Origin of the sequence: Klebsiella sp. LTGPAF-6F (assembly GCF_001753185.1) — a bacterium.
Classification (GTDB): Bacteria; Pseudomonadota; Gammaproteobacteria; order Enterobacterales; family Enterobacteriaceae; genus Klebsiella; species Klebsiella michiganensis.
Genome location: NZ_CP017450.1, coordinates 1,607,811 through 1,629,542 on the forward strand (window position 1 = coordinate 1,607,811; position 21,732 = coordinate 1,629,542).

22 protein-coding genes, 1 tRNA gene and 3 pseudogenes are annotated in these 21,732 nt (G+C 54.2%); 10 read left to right on the top strand and 16 right to left on the bottom strand.

The features are described 5' to 3' along the window. Nucleotides 1-280 precede the first annotated feature (280 nt). Nucleotides 281-493: a ribosome-associated protein YbcJ gene (gene ybcJ, locus BJF97_RS07520; protein ID WP_025107125.1), complete on the bottom strand. Its 213-nt coding sequence runs from the start codon at nt 491-493 to the stop codon at nt 281-283. 1 nt (nt 494) lies between these two features. Beyond that, nucleotides 495-1,361, bottom strand: coding sequence for a bifunctional methylenetetrahydrofolate dehydrogenase/methenyltetrahydrofolate cyclohydrolase FolD (gene folD, locus BJF97_RS07525; protein ID WP_004099791.1), 867 nt, complete (start codon nt 1,359-1,361; stop codon nt 495-497). 340 nt (nt 1,362-1,701) lie between these two features. On the opposite strand from folD, the gene BJF97_RS07530 reads away from it, so the two are divergent. Next, nucleotides 1,702-1,778 (top strand) — tRNA-Arg (locus tag BJF97_RS07530). 15 nt (nt 1,779-1,793) lie between these two features. Here the strand turns inward: BJF97_RS07530 and BJF97_RS35035 are convergent. Then, nucleotides 1,794-1,914: pseudogene (locus BJF97_RS35035) on the bottom strand (hypothetical protein); the annotation flags it as partial. A 244-nt stretch (nt 1,915-2,158) separates the two neighbouring features. On the opposite strand from BJF97_RS35035, the gene BJF97_RS07535 reads away from it, so the two are divergent. From BJF97_RS07535 to BJF97_RS07550, 4 genes are all read left to right on the top strand, one after another. Beyond that, nucleotides 2,159-2,791, top strand: coding sequence for a hypothetical protein (locus tag BJF97_RS07535; RefSeq protein ID WP_032694172.1), 633 nt, complete (start codon nt 2,159-2,161; stop codon nt 2,789-2,791). A gap of 2 nt (nt 2,792-2,793) precedes the next feature. Continuing rightward, entirely contained in the window at nt 2,794-3,177 is a 384-nt protein-coding gene (locus BJF97_RS07540; protein ID WP_032694173.1) for a Rap1a/Tai family immunity protein, read from the top strand. A gap of 24 nt (nt 3,178-3,201) precedes the next feature. Continuing rightward, nucleotides 3,202-3,513 carry a hypothetical protein gene (locus BJF97_RS07545; RefSeq protein WP_050595142.1) on the top strand — a complete coding sequence of 104 codons (312 nt, stop codon included), beginning with the start codon at nt 3,202-3,204 and terminating at the stop codon, nt 3,511-3,513. Nucleotides 3,514-3,591: 78 nt separating this feature from the next. Continuing rightward, the gene (locus BJF97_RS07550) at nt 3,592-4,428 is read left to right on the top strand and encodes a DUF2971 domain-containing protein (RefSeq protein WP_064388308.1); all 837 of its coding nucleotides are present in this window, start codon (nt 3,592-3,594) and stop codon (nt 4,426-4,428) included. A gap of 115 nt (nt 4,429-4,543) precedes the next feature. Here BJF97_RS07550 and BJF97_RS07555 read toward each other — a convergent pair whose 3' ends face one another. Continuing rightward, entirely contained in the window at nt 4,544-4,792 is a 249-nt protein-coding gene (locus BJF97_RS07555; protein WP_032694558.1) for a helix-turn-helix transcriptional regulator, read from the bottom strand. A gap of 82 nt (nt 4,793-4,874) precedes the next feature. Here BJF97_RS07555 and BJF97_RS35040 point away from each other — a divergent pair. Next, nucleotides 4,875-5,109: pseudogene (locus tag BJF97_RS35040) on the top strand (hypothetical protein); the annotation flags it as partial. A gap of 103 nt (nt 5,110-5,212) precedes the next feature. On the opposite strand, the gene BJF97_RS07565 reads toward BJF97_RS35040, so the two are convergent. From BJF97_RS07565 to BJF97_RS07605, 10 genes are all read right to left on the bottom strand, one after another. Continuing rightward, a complete protein-coding gene (locus tag BJF97_RS07565; protein WP_196548528.1) occupies nt 5,213-6,658 on the bottom strand; it encodes an N-acyl-D-amino-acid deacylase family protein in 1,446 nt (481 codons plus the stop codon). A 14-nt stretch (nt 6,659-6,672) separates the two neighbouring features. Next, entirely contained in the window at nt 6,673-7,458 is a 786-nt protein-coding gene (locus BJF97_RS07570) for an SDR family oxidoreductase (protein WP_032694555.1), read from the bottom strand. Next, complete coding sequence (locus BJF97_RS07575) at nt 7,458-8,396, bottom strand: dihydrodipicolinate synthase family protein (protein WP_032694554.1); 939 nt, start codon at nt 8,394-8,396, stop codon at nt 7,458-7,460. The genes BJF97_RS07570 and BJF97_RS07575 overlap by 1 nt, the downstream gene beginning before the upstream one ends. 16 nt (nt 8,397-8,412) lie before the next feature. Then, the gene (locus BJF97_RS07580; RefSeq protein WP_050595150.1) at nt 8,413-9,090 is read right to left on the bottom strand and encodes a GntR family transcriptional regulator; all 678 of its coding nucleotides are present in this window, start codon (nt 9,088-9,090) and stop codon (nt 8,413-8,415) included. Continuing rightward, entirely contained in the window at nt 9,087-10,046 is a 960-nt protein-coding gene (locus BJF97_RS07585) for a biotin-dependent carboxyltransferase family protein (protein WP_050595149.1), read from the bottom strand. Before BJF97_RS07585 ends, BJF97_RS07580 begins: the two co-directional genes overlap by 4 nt. After that, nucleotides 10,046-10,762, bottom strand: a complete 717-nt coding sequence (pxpB, locus tag BJF97_RS07590) for a 5-oxoprolinase subunit PxpB (RefSeq protein ID WP_032694553.1) — start codon at nt 10,760-10,762, stop codon at nt 10,046-10,048. Before pxpB ends, BJF97_RS07585 begins: the two co-directional genes overlap by 1 nt. Continuing rightward, nucleotides 10,759-11,760, bottom strand: coding sequence for an ABC transporter ATP-binding protein (locus BJF97_RS07595; protein WP_032694552.1), 1,002 nt, complete (start codon nt 11,758-11,760; stop codon nt 10,759-10,761). Before BJF97_RS07595 ends, pxpB begins: the two co-directional genes overlap by 4 nt. Next, nucleotides 11,741-12,223 carry an ABC transporter permease gene (locus BJF97_RS35045; protein ID WP_236945566.1) on the bottom strand — a complete coding sequence of 161 codons (483 nt, stop codon included), beginning with the start codon at nt 12,221-12,223 and terminating at the stop codon, nt 11,741-11,743. The genes BJF97_RS07595 and BJF97_RS35045 overlap by 20 nt, the downstream gene beginning before the upstream one ends. Continuing rightward, a complete protein-coding gene (locus tag BJF97_RS07600) occupies nt 12,166-13,452 on the bottom strand; it encodes an ABC transporter permease subunit (protein WP_228706701.1) in 1,287 nt (428 codons plus the stop codon). The genes BJF97_RS35045 and BJF97_RS07600 overlap by 58 nt, the downstream gene beginning before the upstream one ends. 85 nt (nt 13,453-13,537) lie before the next feature. Continuing rightward, complete coding sequence (locus BJF97_RS07605; protein WP_050595148.1) at nt 13,538-14,587, bottom strand: ABC transporter substrate-binding protein; 1,050 nt, start codon at nt 14,585-14,587, stop codon at nt 13,538-13,540. A gap of 125 nt (nt 14,588-14,712) precedes the next feature. Here BJF97_RS07605 and BJF97_RS07610 point away from each other — a divergent pair, with 125 nt between their 5' ends. From BJF97_RS07610 to BJF97_RS07620, 3 genes are all read left to right on the top strand, one after another. After that, on the top strand, nt 14,713-15,489 hold the full coding sequence (locus BJF97_RS07610; RefSeq protein WP_077253369.1) for a LamB/YcsF family protein: 777 nt from the start codon (nt 14,713-14,715) through the stop codon (nt 15,487-15,489). A gap of 131 nt (nt 15,490-15,620) precedes the next feature. Beyond that, nucleotides 15,621-16,544, top strand: coding sequence for a dihydrodipicolinate synthase family protein (locus tag BJF97_RS07615; RefSeq protein WP_032694550.1), 924 nt, complete (start codon nt 15,621-15,623; stop codon nt 16,542-16,544). 64 nt (nt 16,545-16,608) lie between these two features. Beyond that, nucleotides 16,609-17,862, top strand: a complete 1,254-nt coding sequence (locus tag BJF97_RS07620; RefSeq protein WP_050595147.1) for a pyridoxal phosphate-dependent aminotransferase — start codon at nt 16,609-16,611, stop codon at nt 17,860-17,862. Between the two features lie 331 nt (nt 17,863-18,193). On the opposite strand, the pseudogene BJF97_RS32255 reads toward BJF97_RS07620, so the two are convergent. Beyond that, nucleotides 18,194-18,391, bottom strand: a pseudogene (locus tag BJF97_RS32255) (integrase); the annotation flags it as partial. A 425-nt stretch (nt 18,392-18,816) separates the two neighbouring features. Here BJF97_RS32255 and BJF97_RS07625 point away from each other — a divergent pair. Next, nucleotides 18,817-19,431: an FMN-binding negative transcriptional regulator gene (locus BJF97_RS07625; RefSeq protein WP_032694549.1), complete on the top strand. Its 615-nt coding sequence runs from the start codon at nt 18,817-18,819 to the stop codon at nt 19,429-19,431. A gap of 223 nt (nt 19,432-19,654) precedes the next feature. On the opposite strand, the gene BJF97_RS07630 is transcribed toward BJF97_RS07625, so the two are convergent. Continuing rightward, entirely contained in the window at nt 19,655-21,610 is a 1,956-nt protein-coding gene (locus BJF97_RS07630; RefSeq protein ID WP_032694548.1) for a glycosyl hydrolase family 28 protein, read from the bottom strand. Between the last annotated feature and the right edge of the window lie 122 nt (nt 21,611-21,732).

The following is a 21,732-nucleotide window of genomic DNA, read 5'->3' on the forward strand; positions in this document are numbered from 1 at the left end:
TTTAGCCGGGGCCATCCCCGGCATTTTTTTGCCCCGACTCAGGCTAAGAAACGAAGCGCGGTCCTGATTTCGCCTTCGTACGTTCCCGGCCAGCGGCTGCAGCGTTCGTTGGGAAGAAGAGGTATCAGGCGGAAGTGCAGGTTGCCGGAGGCAGCCAGGGGAGCGGCTGTGCTACACAGGACGTGATATCGGAAGATGGCGGCGCTGACTGAAGTGCAGAAAAACGAGAGATCATCTGTCGGGGTGGGGGGACAGGCGCCGGCTGCGGCGCCTGAACGTTTTACTCGGTAACGGTAACGCTCTGACCTTCAAAGCTCACCGTTTGACCGGCGACGATTTTGCAGCGCTTGCGGGTTTCCACCACGCCGTCAACGTTGACCAGGCCGTCGGCAATAGCGATTTTCGCCTGCGCGCCGCTTTCGCTCCAGCCTTCCAGCTTCAGCAGGTCGCACAGTTCAACGTGCGGGTGTTTGCCTAAAGAAAAATTCGCCATCTCAGGCCTCCTGAATATCGTGATACTCTTCGCACGCCTGCAGCGTGTTCTGAATGAGGGTGGCTACGGTCATCGGGCCGACGCCGCCGGGAACCGGCGTAATGTACGATGCGCGCGCGGCGGCATCTTCATAGACCACATCGCCGACCACTTTGCCGCTTTCCAGGCGGTTAATGCCGACATCGATCACGATCGCGCCTTCTTTAATCCATTCGCCCGGAATAAAGCCCGGTTTACCGACAGCCACGATCAGCAGGTCGGCATTTTCGACGTGATGACGCAGGTTTTTGGTAAAACGGTGGGTGACGGTGGTGGTGCAGCCTGCCAGCAGCAGCTCCATGCTCATCGGGCGTCCGACAATATTGGAGGCGCCAATGACCACCGCGTTCAGGCCGTAGGTATCAATGTTGTAACGCTCAAGCAGCGTGACGATCCCACGCGGCGTGCACGGACGCAGACGCGGCGCGCGCTGGCACAGACGGCCCACGTTATACGGGTGGAAACCGTCAACGTCTTTGTCCGGCGAAATGCGCTCCAGCACTTTGACATTATCAATGCCGGCGGGCAGCGGCAGCTGGACCAGAATGCCGTCGATGGCGCTATCCGCATTCAGGGTGTCGATAAGTTCCAGCAGCTCCGCTTCGCTGGTGGTTTCCGGGAGATCGTACGAGCGGGAGACGAAGCCTACCTCTTCACACGCTTTGCGCTTGCTGCCGACATAAATCTGCGATGCCGGGTTGCTGCCGACCAGCACGACGGCTAACCCTGGAGCACGAAATCCGGCCGCAACGCGCGCCTTCACTTTTTCCGCAACCTCAGAGCGTACCTGCTGCGCAATCGTTTTACCGTCAATAATTTTTGCTGCCATCAGAGAGAGGATTCCATCTGTATCTTTACGAAAGGGGGATGGCGATATTTTGTCAGAAGCCAGCCCCGCTGTCAGTCTTCGTTTAAGATTTTATCTTTCTTTGGCGTTGCCGAGGCTGAAAAACGGGCCTGACCGCGCTGCGAATGGCGCAAAAAGGAGCCCGGGAGCCGAAGAAAGGTTAACGTGCAGAAACATAAGGTTGGATAAACTTTATACTGCTTTTGCGGCATAAGCCGCCAGCCTGCACAGGCAAGCGCAGTTTCGCGGCAAAATACATTGACTCATCAGGCGTGGACCGTATAATTCCGGCGATTGCACATCATGAAGCTCGCTTCTCAATGCGCCCTTAGCTCAGCTGGATAGAGCAACGGCCTTCTAAGCCGTAGGTCACAGGTTCGAACCCTGTAGGGCGTACCATTAAGAAACAGTTACTTACCCCAGTCTTAGTCCAGCCTGATTTCCTCCTTGTGTCGTATTTGTGTCGTTAGCGCCAAAAATGGCGTCAATTTTCCATGGCGTGTTCGGTCAAATGGTTCGACGCCAGGTGAGCATAATGGTCATATGACCCTAATAGTGTTCAGTTTACCCCCGCTCCCGACATTGAAAAATAACTTGCGATGCAGAACATCAAGGCCCGTTTAGCGGCGATCGCCAATGCGAGGGAAACCCTTGCAGGTAAACTCTGAGGTTACTATCTCGATCGTATTCAGGTTGCTATGTCCGAGCCAGGGGCGAGAACAAATGCGCTAATTAAATTCGGTACTGTACCAGGCACGCCGGTTGGTGAAGCCGTTCGAATGATGATGCAGTTCAAATCTTTCACAGCGTCATTTATGCAGAATACCCTGGGAAGGGAGTTGTACGGCCGTGGTTACACGCCGGCGGCCCTTGGGCAGAGTAAGCTACCGGCGCTGGCCAAAGCGATGTTTGCAGGTAACGGGGAATGGCAGGGATTTGCTCAGTTGTTCGTATGGATGACTGCCTTTGGATATCTGTCCATGCAGGCAAAACTCATGGCAAAAGGGCAAACACCGCGACCACTGGATCATAAATCAGTCATGGCAGCGATGGCACAAGGTGGTGGTGCTGGCTTGATGGGGGATTTCCTTTTCGGCGAATATAACCGTTTCGGTGGGGGCATGGCATCCAGCCTGGCCGGGCCATTTGTAGGATATGTGGATCAGCTACGGAACCTGTACCTGCAGGCCCGAGATGGCGATGCAAAGGCCGGAGATTTTCTCCGTTTCGGTATCAACCATACACCGTTCCTCAATCTGCTTGGTGTGCGTCAGGGAATGGACTATCTTATTCTGAACCGCATGCAGGAATGGTTATCACCTGGTTCTCTTGAGCGCTATGAGCAGCGCGTACAGAAAGATCAGGGTAATACCTTTATGTTACCGCCGTCGCAATTCATGTTAGGGAAATAATAATGAATGCCAAATATATTGCTTGCGCTCTTTTTTGCTCATTTTTGTTACCAGCAGAAGCAAAGTTCTACAATGGTCAACAGCTATACCAATATGCCCTGGAGTATAAAAAAGCTGAGCAAGGGGTTCGCAGCACGCCTGATAACCAGCTTCTGGCTGGCGTATTCATGGGATATGTGGCGTCAATCATTGATGCATACGGGGCTGAAGGCGCTCAGGTTTTTTGTCAGCCTAATGGGCGGTTACAGACATATGCCGATGTCGTTTATAAATACTTAAACGATAACCCTAGTCAGCGAGTTAATTCAGCTGAAAGCTTAGTTATTTCCGCTATGCAGACATCGTTTCGTTGTAAAGAGCCATCAAAATGGATGAACAATAAATAGCGTGACATGTCACGAGGGGTACTAATGCGCAATTTCATTATTTTGTTTTGCTTGGCCTTACCTTTTTCAGCATCGGCGATCGTCATGGGGGGCAGCAATCTCGGGTTTGGTGGGTATCCTGCCTTCTCTGAGATGGAGCCATCCCCGCCATACACTGACGATCAGTATGCTTGGGAAAACTATCGCCGCCAGGTTGCCGATTATACTGAGAAGGCAAAGCAGTATCTCGAAGACTCCAACTCTGATATGAAAAGGATTCAAGAGTCACAGCAGGAAGCGATAGACAAGGCAAACAGAGTTGTCGAAGAATATAACCGCAAGGCTAAAGATTACTAACAAAAGGCCCACTATGAGGGCCTTTTTTGTAACGTGCTCAGTTATTGACTTATTATTATATCTTAATGGAGTTGTTATATGGAAACGGCAGGTGATTTCAGTGATGTTACTGAACTTCAAAAGTATATGAACTTTTCAAAGTTCATGGACCTGATTGAAACAAATAAAATATTTCTTTCAAAAGCATCTGGTTTTGAAGATAAGAATGAAGGTGGTTTAAGTTTAGAATTCAGGTTTTTGAATGATGGTAGTGCAATGATGTTAGATGTTGCAATGAATCATATATTTCCGAGTGTTAGGGAATTATCTCCAGAAGAAAGGGTTGAACATAACAAGAAAACAGAGCAATTATTTGAAATAATAGAAAAAAGAATTAATAGTACTGTCTTTGGCGACTTTCCGAATAACGAATTTAGCTATGATGATATTAACAAACAATATAAAGAATGGATTGATGTGAGCTGCTGGCATGCAAACATGCATGAGAGCATGGCGATGTGGAAAATTTATGGTGAATCTGAAAGTTCGGTATGCATAGTTACCAGTCTTGAAAAAATAAAATCAAGTTTTACCCCTCCCAACGGCTATAAGATGATCATCGCTAAAGTCGAATACATATCTCACGATACTGAGTCGTTTAAAATTGAACACGTTCTAGCCCCTTTCATGCACAAATGTAACTTTTATACATACGAACAAGAAGTCAGACTTATTGGTTATAACCCTCTCTGTAAGTTTAAAGAACAGAGAGATGATTTTGGTACAAAGGTAAATCTGGATATCACAAACTTAATACAGGAGATAAGAGTGTCACCTTATGCACCTAACTGGTTTTTTGAGTTAGTGAAATTAGTATGTAAAAAATATGACTTAGATATACCAGTTAACCGTTCCAAAATATATGGGGGTTTATAAAATCCAGAATGATTTGTAATCAACTATCAGCAGTATCCCAAGAATATGCAGAGGTATTGCTGATGGGTAATTTATCGCTTTTCGAGTTCATTGGCGCTTCCCTGCGCCAGTTGTATCACGTTTCCTTACCCACTGGGCGAAATGCTCTCTTGTCAACAGGTGGCTTTTTCCCACCAAAATTACCGGTGTTTGCGGCCTTTCTTTCGTCAAGCCACTGTTCGACTTCATCTCCATCCCAGGCACAGCGTCCGTCGGTAATATAAAAGCGTTTTGGGAACTGACCTTTGTGTTCAAGGCGGTCGATAGTACTCATCGATAACGGCACCACCAGCAACAACTCTTTCCTACCAAAAGCTTTTTTCATTAATTAATTCGACCAAATGGACTAAGAATGGTGGCGTTTTTAGCAGGTTTTATGTTAGAAATGCAGAAGATTATTCTTGGTTATGTGCTGTTGTGGATATGATTGGCCAGATGTTATCCATTTGTTGTTCAACGCTAACTCTTTTCCTCTTTTGGATATGGTCAATCAGGCTCGCAAGCAGTGCGGGGAGCCGCCTGTACGCAAATAACAAGTTCATTGAGAAAATCATTGATGAACTTGATGGGGAGACCTACACAAAAAGTGTAGGTCGCAAAAATGGTGCTGAGATTGAAATCGCTGAAATGTCTATTAAGCAAGTAACTTAAGCTATATCAGCACATTGAAGAAAGGGAATCGCACATGAGTTTTGATGAGCGATTTTTTGAACCTCGCATTCCCTTCAGGACAACAATCTACTGTTCACCGGTGAATGACCTGCCCCGCCGTCTGATGACGAATTTCACCATCATCCCAGGCCAGGTGGCCATTGACCCACACCTTCTCAATCCCTTCAGCCCGGGTTCGCGGCTGCGCAAAAGTGGCGCTGTCCTTTACCGTCTGCGGGTTAAACAGCACCAGATCGGCATAATATCCAGCGGCAATCCGCCCGCGCCGGTCAATACCCAGCTCAGCAGCGGGAAGGCCACTCATTTTATTGACCGCCGTGTGCAGCGGGAACAGCCCCAGTTCGCGGCTGTAATGACCCAGCACGCGGGGGAAGGTACTCCATAAACGCGGGTGCGGATGCTCATCGTGTGGCATGCCGTCAGAGCCGATCATCGTTGTCGGGAAAGCCAGAATACGCTGGACATCGTCCTCATCCATCATGAAATAGATAGCCCCGGCAGGCATCAGCCGCTGCGCTGCAGCTTCATCGCTAATACCCCATTCAGCCGCAATCTCAGCCAGCAGCCTTCCGGCATGCTGCGGATACGGAGCAGACCAGCTCACCAGCACCCTGGCCGCTCTGGCGATAAAGGCCGGATTTAAGGTCGTGGATGAGGCGTTATAGGGGTAACAATCCAGCGATACCGGTTGGCGATCGCGGGCGGCCTGAATACTGGCCAGCGTTTCCCGCGAGCGACCGTAGTTTTTCACTCCGGCTAATTTATGGTGAGAAATCAACACCCTCACTCTCAACCGACGGCCAATCTCATAGGTTTCCTCAAGCGAGTCCAGTACCGCTTCAGCTTCGTTACGCATATGGGTCGCGTAGAACGCCCCGTAGCGCGCCAGCGGTTCAGCCACAGTGACAATCTCATCGAGAGTGGCTGCCCGGGCCGGTGGATAGAAGGTGCCGGTCGAGAAGCCAAACGCACCGGCGGCAAGAGACTCTTCAAGCAGTTCCCGCATTCGGTAACACTCATCTTCACTGGCGCTACGATCCAGCGAATCGCCCATCACGCTGGCGCGTAGCGTGGTGTGTCCCACCATGCAGGCGGCGTTGACGGCAATACCGCTACTGGCCAGCTCCGCCAGATAGTCGGCAAAATGGGGGAAGCGTAGCCACTCTGGCGTCGCTATCAGATCCAGCGGTGCGGGAACGTTCGTCATCTGCGCCGGGGCCAGGCTCAGGCCGCAGTTGCCGGTAATCACCGTCGTCACGCCCTGGGAAAGTTTCGCGGCCATCATTCCCGGGATTAACAACGCCCGGTCGTCATGGGTATGAACATCAATAAACCCCGGCGCCAGCGCCAGACCGTTTGCCTCAACGATATGCTCCCCGACCAGTGAACCCGGAGCTCCGATGGCCGTAATATATTCGCCAGCAATCGCCACATCCGAGGGGACCGGCGGCTCGCCGCCGCCATCAAACAGCAACACATCGCGAATCACCAGCGTCATACTGCGTATAGCCTCATTCATCGACATTTTCCACGTTAAAGAGAGGGGATCATGCCGCCATCAACCCGCAATACGCTGCCGGTGATGAACGACGCCTGCTGGCTGGCCAGGAACGCCGCCGCCGCGCCATACTCATCCGGACGACCGTAGCGTCCGACCGGAATCGTTCGCTGGCTGTTGCTGCGTACCGTCTCGACGTTCACGCCTTCACGCCCGGCGCGCGCAGCGTCAAGCTGACCAACGCGCTCGGTGGCAATGCGCCCCGGTACCAGCACGTTCGCCGTAATTCCGCTGGCGGCAACTTCCGCGGCCAGCGTTTTCGACCAGCCTACCAGCGCCATACGCAGGGTATTAGATACTCCCAGCCGGGCAATCGGCGCGACCACGCCGGAAGAGGTGCTGGTAATAATGCGTCCCCAGCCCTCCGCGTACATATCTGGAAGCACCTTATCGGTTAACTGAATGAGCGAACTGACCATCGCACTGAACTGCTGTTGCCAGACCGCCGCGTCAACGCCAGAAGCGGTGGAAGGGGAGGGACCACCCGAATTATTTATCAGAATGGTGATAGCGCCGAAGCGCTGGCGTATCTCGCCAAGGACCTTGTCAAAGGTCTGCGGAACCGTCAGATCCAGTTGCCAGGCCCGTGCTTCCCCGCCGGCCCGAGTAATCAGCGCCACCGTCTCAGCGAGTTTTTCTTCATTGCGCCCGGTAACTGCTACCTTGACCCCTTCAGCAGCCAGCGCCTGAGCCATAGCGCGCCCTAAACCGCTGCCCGCGCCGCAAACCAGCGCCGTTTTTCCGCTAATCATAAAGTCCATCAGTTCAGTCCCTTGTCTGCCAGTTTACGCTCCAGGCGAGCCATCAACCCGCTCAGTTCCTGTAGGTCGATGTGGTCGAGAACCGGCCCCGGCTGGCGAACAGCCGCGCTTTTTATCGCCCCGCGCCGACGCAGCGCCTCCTTGCGCAGCCCCAGCCCAATACCGTACTGAAACTCATGGCGCAGCAGCGGCAGATAGCAATCGAAAATATCCTCGCCGCGCCCCGGATTACCCTCGGCATAGGCCTGGCACACCTGCACTAACATTTCCGGCCAGGCAAAGCCGGTCATCGCCCCGTCGGCTCCGCGCGCCAGTTCCTGCGGCAAAAAGAGCCCGCCGTTACCCACCAGCACACTGATACGGCGCAGCCCAAGCACCTCACTCTGACTGCGAAGCTGACTAAGTTTGCGCATTCCAGGCAGATCCTCGTGCTTAAGCATCACGATTTGCGGCAGCGCCTCGATCAGCCGCAACATCACAGGAACGGAGGTGTGAACTTTGGTCGATTGCGGGAAGTCCTGCAGGCAAATGGGCACCTCGTTGCCCAGCAGCTGCGCGACGCTAAGAAAATAGTTTTCCACCTGCGGATCGGTTGCCAGATTTGGGCCCGGCGCCAGCATGACCCCGGCAGCACCTTTATCCATGGCCGTTTTCGCCAGACGCTCCACGTGGCGGTGGGAAGCATGGCTGACACCAACCACCACAGGCACTTTCCCGTGCACCCGCGCCAGCACCCGCTGCATAAAGCTCAGCGCTTCCTCTTCAGTAAGCTTATGCGCCTCGCCCATCATGCCAAGGATGGTGATCCCACTGACGCCTTTTTCGAGATAGAAGTCGGTCAGGCTGTCAGCGCTGGCTAAATCCAGCTCGCCGCTTTCGGTAAACGGCGTCGCGGAAATAATGTAAACCCCGTTTGCTTGTTCGCTCAGTTTATTCATTAATCTTCTTCCCTACTCAGATTGCCGTAAATCGGGCTACGATACCGGCCCGCGCCTGTGTCAGATGAAAGACCATTGCTTCTCTGGCCCCCGGCGCATCACCGGCGTGAATGCGTTCCATTAGCGCGATATGCTCCAGGCAGCCGGGCTCGAAGCGTGCGACGGTGCCGTTCTGGTCAAAAGTGCGCGCTTTAATACGTAAATCAAAAATCATGCTCTCAAGCATGACGTTACCGCAGTGGGCGGCAATGGTCTGGTGAACCAGGTTATCGATACGATGATTCTCAGAGGCGGAAAAGTCCCGCGCCTGGCGGTGGGCGGTCAGCGCGCTAATCACCGATTGCGCCTGCGTCGTCGGCATACGGGTCGCGGCGGCGAACGCCGCTTCCCCCTCAAGAAGAATCCGTAGTTGCAGGATCTCCAGATATTCGCGGAGCGTGGGCTCTTTAACGATGAGCTGCCCTCGACCGACCCGGGTCGCGAAGCCGCCGCCGACCAGGCGGCTGAAGGCTTCACGCAGCGGCGTGCGAGAGACCCCCAGTGCGGCCGCCAGTGTCCGCTCCTGCAACGGCATATTGGTGGGGATCCGTCCCTGCTGGATCATTTCCAGTAGCTGCCGATAGGTCGCTTCTGTCAGATCCTCGCCGCCCGAATTGAGGAAAATATTGTCTACATCAGTCTGTGTTTCACTCATAGCCAGCTCACTTCCGTTGATTGAATATGCTGTAAACAGGCGGCGATGCCCTCTTGCAAACGCCGCCAGCGCGCAACGCCTTCCGGTACGGTGACTGCACGAAACGCCACGCTCTGCCCCGGTCGCAGCTGTCCAACGCGCGGCAGATCTGCCCCAATTAAGGTGGCGATTTTTGGGTATCCTCCCGTGGTCTGACGATCGTGCAGCGCAATAATCGGCTGACCATTACCGGGAACCTGAATGCTCCCAGGTACTACCGCATCGGAAACCATGTCGGCCCCGTGCAAATGAGCCAGCGCCGGGCCCGACATGCGGTACCCCATCCGGTCCGCATGGGCGCTAACCCGATAGCGGCCATGTAAAAACGTCAGCAGCGAGGCGGCGGTGAAGGCCTCCTGCTGCGGCCCCATCACCACCGATAGCGGACCGCTGCTGTACAACGATGTAAGATGTGCGTGCAAGCAGCGGCGTCGTGCGATAGCGGTTTGTTCCGCCAGTGGCAAGCGATCACCTTTTGCCACCGCCCGCCCATTCAGACCACCAAGCGACGCCCGGGTCAGCGTAGCGCGGCTGCCCAAAACAGGTTCCACATCGACACCACCAGCCAGAGCCAGATAGGCGCGCAGCCCGCGCTGTATGCGTCCAACGACCAGTTCGCTGCCCTCCGCCAGCCGATGGCCGACCCAGGGCTCCAGGACCCGACCATCGGCCTGCGCGTCGACTGCACCGCCGAGGCACAGGATGCATTCGCCACCCATCACCCGGTATCGCCCACCAAGCGCGGTTAATTCCAGCGCCGCGCATTCCGGCCCATTTCCAACGACGGCATTCGCTAATCGAAACGCAATCATGTCCATCGGCCCGGATGCCGGTACGCCCAAATGCACAAAACCACGACGCCCCTCATCCTGTACGGTAGTCAATAATCCTGGAGAGATAACTTCCAGCCAGCGCATCACGCTACCTCCGGTTCAGGGTACCAATCCGCCGCACGGCACTCGTCGCTCAGTCGGGCGAACTCCGCCGGAGTAATGGACATAAAGCCAACTTCATCCCCGGCCTGAAACAAAAATGGTCTTTGTCGCAGCGGATCAAATGAACGCCAGGGGGTCCGGCCAATAAGGTGCCAGCCGCTGGGGCCCGCTACCGAGCTGATTGCCGTCTGCTGGCCGCCGATATTGATACTGGAAGCCGGCGTCATCGCACGCGGCGACGAACGACGCGGGGTATGCAGCATTTCAGGCAGACCACCGAGATAGGCAAATCCCGGCATAAAGCCCACCATATAAACCCGATAGCGCGCGCTGCTGTGTAAATCAATCACCTGCTCCGGGCTCAGCCCATGTCCTTGCGCCAGCGCAGGCAAATCTTCGCCATATTCACCGCCATAGCACACCGGCACGCGCCAGCGGCGACGCGCTGAATGTGCAGCAGGAAGCTGATTAAGCAGAAGCGCCACGCGTTCACAAAGCTCAATACAGGTAACTGTTAATGGGTCAAACACCACGGTCAGGGAGCGATAGGTGGGAATAATTTCGCTCACGCCGGTCGTACCGTTCAATGCTGCCGCCAGCGTCAGTACCCGGGCATTCAGTTGGTTGTCGATGCGGTCGCCAAATTCAACTAACAGGGCCAGTTCGCCCACCGCGATAAAACGTGGATAACCGTTCACTCGGACTCCCTGAAGGTCATCGCCAGTTCCGGCTGAAAGCCAAAGCTGATGGTCTGACCAGAATGACGCTCGTCGGGCGGGAGATCGACCGGCGCGTAGGCCACGACCATCTGCCCCTGATACTCAATCAATAACTTCCAGTGCAGGCCGCAAAAGGTCGCCATCACAATGTTGCCCTGATAGCGTCGGGCCGCCCTCTCGCTGGCGCGGCCAACCAGCATATGCTCGGGCCGGATACCCAGCGTCCCGTCACGCTCGCCAGGAATGAAATTACACTCGCCGAGAAAACCGGCGACAAAGCGGCTATCAGGCTGGCGATAAAGGGTCTGCGGAGAACCATCGCCAACAATCTCCCCTTTATCCATAATGATTATCCGATCGGAGAGATTCATCGCTTCTTCCTGATCGTGGGTGACAAATACCACCGTCAGGCCCAGTTCCTGATGCAGTTGCTTAATCTGAATCTGAATCGACTGGCGCAAATTTTTATCCAGCGCGCCAAGCGGTTCATCCATCAGCAAAATATCCGGATTGAACACCAGCGCCCTGGCCAACGCGGCGCGCTGCTGCTGGCCACCGGAGAGCTCTCCGGGCAGGCGTTTGCGAAATGTGTCAAGACTGACCAGCGCCAGCGCCTCACCAACCCGCCGTTCAATATCGACCTTCGCCAGGCGGCGCATACGTAATGGAAAGGCAACGTTCTCAAATACCGACATATGCGGGAAAAGCGCATAGTTCTGGAACACCATGCCGATGTTGCGGTCGGAAATTGGTTCGCGAGTCACGTCCTTACCGGCAATCTGAACGCTGCCGCTATCAGGGCGCTCAAACCCGGCAATCACTTTCAGCAGCGTCGTTTTTCCGGAGCCGGAAGCACCCAGCAGCGTACAGAACTCACCGCGCGCCACCTGAAGATCGATACGCGGCAGCGCGATTGTTGAACCGTAGGTTTTGCGAATGGTGTTAAGAGTGACATCTTTACCCTGCATTTGACGCATGTTTGCCTCCATTACGTTTTACCAGACTCTGCAAAATCAGGATCCCCGCCGTCGCCGCGATCAGTACGCAGGAAGCTGAAATCACCGTCGGGTCAAAATCGAACGCCAGTCCTTCATACATGAGTTTCGGCAAGGTTCGATTACGGATAGTGGTGAGAAATAGCGACATCACAACGTCGTCAAATGAGGTTACGAAGGCAAACACCGCCCCGCCAATCATGCCGGGGAGCAGAAGTGGCAACATAACCCGGCGAAACATCTGCCAGGGTTTGGCACCGAGGCTATAGGCCGCCAGCTCAAGGCTGGGATCGAATCCCTTCAGCGCTGCACGTAGCGTAATAAAGGTATAAGGGGTGGCCAGAACGGTATGGCCGAGGATCAGCGCTACCGAATTGTTGATCAGCCCTAAAGGTCCGCACAGATAATAAAGCGAGACTGCCGTAATAATGGCGGGTACCGACATGGGAACGATGAACAGCGTCTCCAGCCAGCTTTTGCGCGGCGAACGGAGCTTATGGATCCCCCATCGCGGCGGTCGCCCCCCAGCACCATCGACAAAATGGTGACGATCAGCCCAATCCGCACGCTCTCGGCCAGCGCCAGCATCCATTTACGATCGGTAAAAAAGTTAACGTACCAGCGCATGCCGTATTCAGCAGGAGGGAACGTAGGGAAGCTGGCGGTACCGAAACTCATCGGAATAACGACAACAATCGGCAGGATAAGAAACAGCGCCACCAGCACGCCTGCGCCTGCGCTAATACGCCCACCGCTGCTGCGCTGCGCCACGACAACAGACTGGCTCCCTTTACCGCTGGAACCTGCCATCAGCTTATCGAGACCAAACAGTCGATTAAACAGCCATAGCGCGACCAGCGTGGTGATCAGCAATACGCAGGCCAGCGCGGCGGCGATCCCCCAGTTCAGCTCGTCGGTAATATTGTGCGAAATAAGCTCCGCTACCATGCGCTGCGCCGGTCCGCCCATCAGCGACGGTGTGATGTAGTAACCGACGGCGTTCATAAACACGATGACCGCGCCAGCGACAACACCAGGATGCGTCAGCGGCAGGATGATGCGGGTAAAGACGCTTAGCGAATCCGCGCCTAAACTTTGCGCCGCCTGCAGCAATGAGCTGTCCAGCGACCGGAATGAGGCGTAAAGCGGCAGTACGACGAAGGGCATCAGAACATGAACCATACCAATCAGCACGCCGGTAAAGTTATAGAGAAATGCCACCGGCTGTGAAGTAATTTGCAGGGTCATCAACAGATTATTCAGCGGGCCGTTTTGCTGCAACAGTGCTATCCACGCCGAGGTGCGCACCAGGGCACTGGACCAGAACGGAAGCAGAACGGCAAAAAACAGTAGCTTCGCCATCGCCGGACGCACCGAGGCCATCAGCCAGGCCAGCGGGTAGCTCATCACAATGCAGCCGGCCGTCACCGCCACGGCGATAACAAAGGTATTTTCCAGCACAATGCGATAAATAGGCGTATCCCACAGATGGAGATAGTTTTCGAGGCTAAAGTGCCCCTGTGCCAGGAAACCTTGTTTAAGCAACCCGGCAATCGGCCAGACAAAAAACAGTAGTAAAAAAAACAGCAACGGTAGCGTCGCCACGAGGGCCAGCCCGGGCCATCGGATCCGCCGGGATGGGGTAAGGTTGTCGGTCAATATCGTTGCCACCATAACACACTCCGTTCTGGACGAGGCACCGTCATAGGAACCCCGTCCGCCCAGTGACTCACTGAATCAACTTATGTTTCGCACGCCGTTATTGCGCACGCACCTGGTTGTAGCGCTCAATGATGGCCGGGCCATTTTTATCCCACCATGCGGCATCCATAAACAGAGTGTGCTGCAATCGTTCCGGGGTGGACGGCAAACGTTCCTGACGCGCTTTGTCGATATACTGCATCGCCTCGCTGGTGGTCGGGCCATAGGCGATGTACTTACTGAACTCAGCCTGATGCTGCGGCGAGATAATATAGTTGAGTAGCTTCAGCGCCGCGTCGCGGTTGTGGGCCCCTTTGACCAGCGCAAAGTAGCCAACCTGTGCGACAGAATCATCCCATGACATTTTGATCGGTACGCCAGAATCAATACCCGACTGGAAGCGGCCGTTCCAGCCCAAAGCCATCACTACTTCACCGCTGGAGAGCGCCTGCACCGGTTCCGCACCGCTCTTCCACCATTTCGCTACATAGGGTTTGATTTTCTTAATCTGGTTCATCGCCCGATCGACCCCTTCCGGGGTGCTGAGCGTTTTATAGACATCTTCCGGCTTGACGCCATCGGCAATGAGCGCGGCTTCGATAACTGTGGCCGGTTCATCCTGCAAGGTGCGTTTACCGGGAAATTTCTTCACATCCCAAAAATCAGCGAAGGTTTTCGGCTGCGGTTTCCCTTCCGGGAAGACCTTACTTGAGAAGCCTATCAGGGTGGAGAAAATCTCAGACGGGACGCCGTAATCATTACGCGCGCCGGGGATAACATGCTGTTGGTTGACCATTTCCGGGGTGATCTTTTCAAATACCCCGAGCTTAATGCCGCGAGCCAGGCGCGAGCTATTCTCAGTCACCACATCCCATGACACGGTGTCGGTATCCTGCATGGCTTTTAGTTTACTGACCTGCGGGTCGGTATCTTCCACGACATCAATACCGGTTTCTTTATTGAAGGGCTTCAGCCAGGCTTCACGAATCGCATCCTGATAGGCCCCGCCCCAGCTGGCAAAATAGAGCTCATCCGCGCTGGCGGACAGGCTATAGCTCATGGTCAACAGGCCCAATGTCAGACAGCCTGCTTTGATCGATGGTTTCATCTGCTCACTCTCTCCTGGTTAAACATTCGCTCATCGGCGCATTCGCCAGCGGCGTCATTTTGGCTCGTAGCCTTTGGCATTCTCATTGCATGCATTTGGTATACCAACTGTCTCGAGGAGCAATCATGCAAGAAGTGGACCTGAATTCAGATCTGGGTGAAAGTTTTGGCCAATTCAGCGTTGGCGACGATGAAGCCATGCTGGATCTGGTGACCTCAGCCAATGTCGCCTGCGGTTTTCACGCCGGCGATGCGCTGGTGATGCATCGCACCATCGCCCATGCCAGAGCGCGCGGGCTGGATGTCGGGGCCCATCCGGGGTTTCTTGACCTGTGGGGTTTTGGCAGGCGAACCATAACCGGCGATAGCCCGGCGGATGTCGGCAAAATGGTGGTGTATCAGTTAGGCGCGATGCAGTCGGTGGCGCGGGTCTGCGGCCATGTGATGACCCACGTTAAACTGCACGGCGCAATGGCAACTCAGGCCTTCACCGACGATGCGTTATCGGAGGCCATTGTCAGCGCCATTCTTGCCGTCGACCGCCGGCTGGTGCTGGTTACCACGCCGCACAATGCGACAGAACGGGCGGCTCGCAAGGCCGGGCTGCGCGTCGCCTGCGAAGTGTTCGCTGACCGCAGCTACGGTGAAAACGGATTGACCCTGCCGCGACATCTGCCGGACGCCATCATCCACGATCCCGAACGCGCCGCCAGCCGTGCGCTGCAAATGATTGAAGAACAGGCGATTCGTACCATTAGCGGGGCCAAAATCCCGATGCCCGTTCACACCCTGTGTGTCCACGGTGATAACCCGCAGGGCGTGGCCATCGCCCGCACGCTGCGCGAACGTCTGACTGCCGCGGGCGTCGTCATTCGCCCGCTCAGTCAACTGAGTCATCTATAAGCCGTTGCAACATGAATGCACAAATGATGCGCACTTATCGTGCACATTTGCACCATCGGCAGGCAGTCGCCGGTCACGAACCACAAAACCATCGTCATGCCGGAGTGGCATGACCAGTAAAGGAGAGAGAGATGAAAGACAGGATTGAATGCCGTGAAAGACTGCGCGGAATTTTCAATATTACCGTGACCCCTTTTACCGCACAGGGCGAAATTGATTTCACCGGGCTGGCAGCCAATATCGAGCGCGTCATTGACCTCGGCTATGACGGCATCCTGATTGGCGGGACCTATGGCGAGTTCCCGGCGTTGAGCGTTGAGGAACGCGTCGCTATTTTCCGCCACGTCATGCAGGTCGTGGGGGATCGCGTTCCGGTTATGCTGTGCAGCGCCGGGTCCGACGCCCGGGTGGTCCGCGAACTGACCGCTTTGGCGGGCGACCTGGGCGGCCTGCCGATGGTCACGCCGCCTTTTGTATCGGAAGTGACTGATGCGCAAATCGTTAGCTTCTTTCAACAGATGGCGCCGTTGTCGAAGACCGGTATTCTGGTCTACAACGCGCCGGGTATTGGCATAACCTTGCCCCCGGCACTGTTGGAGCAACTGGCGGATATCCCGCAGGTCGTGGGTATTAAGCAGGGTGATCTCAATCCGACCGTCATTGACCAAATCGCCAATCGCTTATCCGGCCGCCTGCGTCTGTTCTGTGCCTCAGATCTGGCGTTTTTAGGGCCGATGATGTGCGGCTTCGATGGTATCAGCACCACCAACAGCGGTGCGCTGCCGGAGCTGGTGTTGGCCAGCTTCCGGGCGCTGGAACGCGGGGATGCCGTCACCGCCAGAGAATTACATCGCCTATGGTACGGCTTCCGCGCGCTGGCGCGTCGCCACGGCCAGCCGCAACTGGTAAAAGCCGCAATGAATCTGCGCGGCTTCAACGGTGGACACGTGCGTTCACCGCTGATCGATGTCACCCCGGAGGTGATTGCCGAAACACAGGCGGAGCTTCAGCGACTCGCCGCCGACGCGCGAAGCGGCGTCACTCTGCCGGCCTGAGTTCACCCTGAAACAGATTAATACGCCGCTGCGCTTGTGGCGGCATCTAACCAAAGAGATCGCTATGTCAGCACAATTTCTCGCGCCGCGAATGCGGCGAGTTCGTCCGTCGCCAACCGCCGCCATCGCCGACCGGGTCCGCATTCTGCAACAGCAGGGAATCGACATTATCAGCCTCGGCCTGGGCGAGCTGGACTTTGCCACGCCTGCGGCGATCGGCCAGGCGGGTATCGATGCTATCCATCACGGTGAGACGAAGTACACCGCGGTCGGCGGTACCGTCGCCCTGAAAGCCGCCATTATTGATAAATTCACCCGCGACAACGACCTGCACTTCGCCTCCCGGGAGATTATTGCCGGCACGGGAGCTAAACAGCTTATTTTTAATGCGCTACAGGCCACGCTGAGCAGTGGTCTGGAAGCCATTATTCCCTCACCTTACTGGGTCTCCTATCCCGATATGGTGGCACTGGCGGATGGCGATCCCGTCATCGTAGCAACTCAGGAACAAGATGGCTGGAAGCTCACGCCTCAGTCTCTTGCCGCAGCCATCACTCCCCGTACCCGCTGGCTGATCCTCAACTCGCCCTCCAACCCAACGGGGGCGCTGTACAGCTGCGAAGAGCTGCAGGCCCTTGCGGAAGTATTGTTGGCCGCGCCACAGGTACTGATTCTGGCGGACGATATCTATGAGGCGCTGCGCTACGACGGTGCCCCTTTCTGTACAATGGCTCAGGTTGCACCAGCGCTACGCGAGCGTATTCTGACGGTGAATGGGCTCTCAAAAGGGTTTTCCATGACCGGCTGGCGTTTGGGTTATGCCGCCGGGCCCGCATGGCTAATTTCCGCGATGACCATTCTTCAGTCGCAAAGCACCTCTAACCCTTGTTCGCTCGCGCAGGCGGCGGGCGTCGCAGCGTTGACCCAGCCCGCCGACTTCCTGCCGCAGTGGCTGGCTATCCTCGGTAAACGTCGCGATCGGGTGATGGCGCTGATAGACCAGGTCGACGGGCTGAGCGCCACACCGCCGCAGGCCGCATTTTATGTTTTCGCAAATTGTTCCGGTCTTATCGGTAAATCAACCCCTGAGGGCGTTCGTCTCAATGATGACGTTGCGGTTGCCGATTACCTGTTAACCGAAGCTCATGTTGCTACTCTGGCCGGAACGGCGTTTGGTACACCGGGGTATCTGCGTCTCGCTTACGCGCTGGATGATGCCCTGCTGGAATCAGCCTGTCAGAAAATCGCAAACGCCTGCGGGGAACTGCGCCCAGCGCTGTTAGAACATTCAACCGTTAGAAAGTCTGTACTAACCTAATACCCAATCATCTAACTCCAGCCAGTTCATACAAACCGCCTCCAGACGGTTTGTATGGTTTTATTCAAAGGACCGCAATCTTTAGGATTGTTGGTTCAATCCGTTAGATGTTGGTTCAAAATCAGGTGGTGTTGGTTCAATTTTTTTAAAAATAATCAAACAAAACAATGGTTTTTACGTTTTGAGGCAACTGAACCAACTGAACCAACTGAACCTACAGGCCCAAAATTGCATGATAAATAGTCAATGTTCGGCCATAGAAAAAATATGGGGGTACATTTGGGAGTATGTGTGATTTTCTTAACCTACATAGTTAAATATAATCAGTTTGTTATGTGTTTATATCGAATCCTGTAGGCGCCTGATTTCCTCCTTGTGTCGTATTTGTGTCGTTAGCGCCAAAAATGGCGCCAATTTGCCTTGCGTGTTCCGTTAAATGGTTAGACGCCGGCTGGGCATAACGGCGTAATATTTTGATGCTTTCCCATCCGCCCATTTCCTTAAGCACGGAAAGTAGAACTCCGGACTGGTCTCATCAAGCGGAAACTTACAGGTTGCTTTTGCTTTGATGATGTTTTTCATGTTTTGATCCTTTAGTTTTTAATTAACTTTGCTACCTGGTAGTACATCAAAAAAACACAATAGTCTGGCAAGAGATCAATATGTAGATAATACGAACACAGAATGTGTATGTCTATGTAAGATCATTATATTCAATTGGTTAAAAAGGTGTTGATAATTAATATCATTAAAAAATACATAAAAACTTTATACAATTCTAACTAAAACGATAAAAATAACAAAAAATATTACTAACCAGTGCAATAAGGAGAAGCGAAGTGGATGACGCTCCCTGGTGCCAACGCTTTGATACACTAAATCATTGCTTAATAAAAAGGGGGCGTTATCTTTTTCAAAGAAACTACCTGGCGGGTCAACATGATGAGGTAAAAAATGTATACACCTGATGCAATGAGGCTATCAGATAAAAAGCATATTTTTGATTTTATTGACACTTATAGCTTTGGATTAGTCGTTTCACCCACCCTCAACGCCAGCCATTTTCCTTTTATCCTCGATCGTAGTTCTTCATCGCAGGGAATTCTTCTTTCCCATATGGCCCGTGCGAATCCTCTATGGAAAGACTTTGACGGAAAGAGGGTTCTCGCCATATTTCAAGGGCCCCATAGTTACGTTTCTCCAACCTGGTATCAAACTTCTCCCGCGGTGCCAACATGGAACTATACCGCCATTCACTGTTATGGCACGGTAAGCCTTGTACCCGTCAATGAATTGCGCACGGTGATGGATGCGTTAGTTCATAAACATGAACCAACCCTTCAGGCGCAGAAAGACGTTATGCCAAAGGCATTTATCGAAGAAAAATTAAAAAATATTATTGGATTCAAAATTGAAATTGAGGAGTTTCAGGCCAAAGAAAAGCTGGGGCAGCATCGTTCTCAGGCCGATCAGCGAGGAACGCTGCAGGGGTTAATCAACAGCCAATCTTCAGAGTCCGTTGCGCTGGCTGACTATATGCTTAAGGTGAAGAAAGGCACTGGCGTTTAAAAGCGATACTTCGCTCTATTATTTATGTTGGAGGAAAATACTTACACCTTACGTAATGTATTGAATCAACCATCCCGGAAAAACGTACTCGCGAGCGGCTTGTCGGAAGGATAATGAAATTGAATTTGAGCGCCGCGTTTATCAGAAGAAAGCATAGGGAAACGCCGTTTAAATCAGGGGTGAGTTCGGTTAAACCCGGCGCCTTACGCCGCCGGGAACGCCATTACTTCATTGCCCCCTCAAGGATAAGTTTGTCCTTTTCTCCGCGGGTGATGCTCTGCTGATGCAGGCTGTCAGCGAGCGTCACGTCATTGACGGCGAAAAAAGCCCAGGCCTGCGGCGTATTGGCGAACGTCACCTCATCAAACTGACTGTCGTGCAGGAAGGAGATACTGGTCGCTTTGGTGTTACGGAAGCTGACGTTGGAAAAACGCAGATTCTGGTGATAGGCATCGCGAGAATAGGTCAGCCCAAATGATTCTGCCATTTCGGCTACCGTCATGCCGTCAATCAGGATGCTGTGCTTAGCCGAAGTACCATCGACGGTGACGTCCTGCACCTGAACGTCGCGGAACTGAGCGGGCTCGTCGGCAGGGGTCGTATCATTCACGTCGGCGCTGTATTTGATAGTAAAAACGAACGGCTCTTTGGCGATATCTTTCATCGCATTATGACGGAACAACACATCCCGCACCCCACCGCCATAGTAGGGGCGGCTTTTCATGCGCAGGCCGACATCGGTCATATACATGACGTTATCCTCGGCGCGGACGTTTTCGATCCACGCGCCGGTGTGGCTACCGGTCACCACGGCGCCGTGGCCTTTGCGGAAATAGTTATTAAAGATCCACGCCCCGCTTTGCGGCTGTTGATGAAAAGTTTCCGCGCCTTTACCAAACCCGGCGGCGAAATTGACGCAATCATCTCCGGTATCGAAGAAGTTGTTGAAAACCAGCGCATTCTGGCTATTGCCGAACTCGACGCCGTCGGCGTTATTGCCGTCAAAGGTCTGGTGGACCAGGCCATTGAGGGTGATATTTTTTGACTCCAGCACCATCACGCCGTGAAAGGCGGGGTTGCGGATCGTCAGCCCGGCAAGATAGAGGTTCTGCACGCCGCGCAGGGTCATCAGGCTGGAGCGGCGATTTTTATAGGCGCTATTGCTTTCGATGCCTTCCGCAATAGCCGCTTCGGTCTGATGCTTTGCCAGAATGCCGTCCGCGCTGACTTTTGCCGCATTGCTGGCCCGGTATTGCGGCAGCGCGTTCCCCATTTCGTCGATGATGGTGGCCTCGCCGCCGCTTTTGACGCCCCGGGTCCAGCCGTTGCCGTCAATCGCGCCTTGACCGACGATGCGAATATTGCGAAACGTCCCGGCCGGAGACTCGCCCTTATCGTCCGCTTCCAGCACGTTAATTAATGACGGCGGGCGGCGGGGCTGCGGATGATCGCTGTAGGGATAGAGGTAATAGCCTTTTTCCAGCGGATACTGGGCCGGATCGTCCGAACCCAGCAGGGTGGCGCCAGCGGCAATCTCCAGGGTCATATCGCTGTGCAGGAACAGCGCGCCGGTTTTGAATTCGCCGTCGGAAATCACCACCTTACAGCCCTGAGGATAGTGCGCGACGGTGCAGCTATCGATCGCCTGCTGCAGCGCCTGGGTATTCAGCGTGGTGCCGTCACCCTTCGCGCCGAACGTGCTGGCTTCGATGATGTGCGGCGTTTTGCTGGTCCGCGCTTTAATCACCGCGCTATCCGGCGACTCTTTGCCATTGGCGTAGACCGCGCGCTCCGGCTCCAGGTGGGTGACCGTAAAGGTACGCAAGTCGATTGGCTGCTGCCAGCCGTCGCTGGCAATCCGCTGATAGAAGTTATCAATATAGGGTTTGGCCGGTGAAAAATGGTTTTGATTTTCGCGCGCCAGACCCAGCCGCTCGCCCTGACGGTAAATCGCGTAGTCCACCACCTGCTGCGTCTCTGATTCCGGTTTTTCCCAAACCAGCACCAGGCTGTTTTCATCGGCAGAAAGCGCGGGAACGAAGACATTCTGCGGCGCGGAGGCGGGCGCATCCTGCTGATTGTCGCGGGGGCCGCCGCTGTCATTACAGCCGCCCGCGAGGCCAGCCAGCGCGATAGCCAGCGCCAGCATACTGCGTGAAGGTCCAAAGGTATTGCGCATAAATTTCCCTTAATGTCATATCGCCTGTAAAAAAACAAAATACAAATTCATTTAAAATAAAATGACATTTTATATTTATGGCAAAAAATAAACGCGAGTCAGTTCAATCTTTCAGCAGGTGA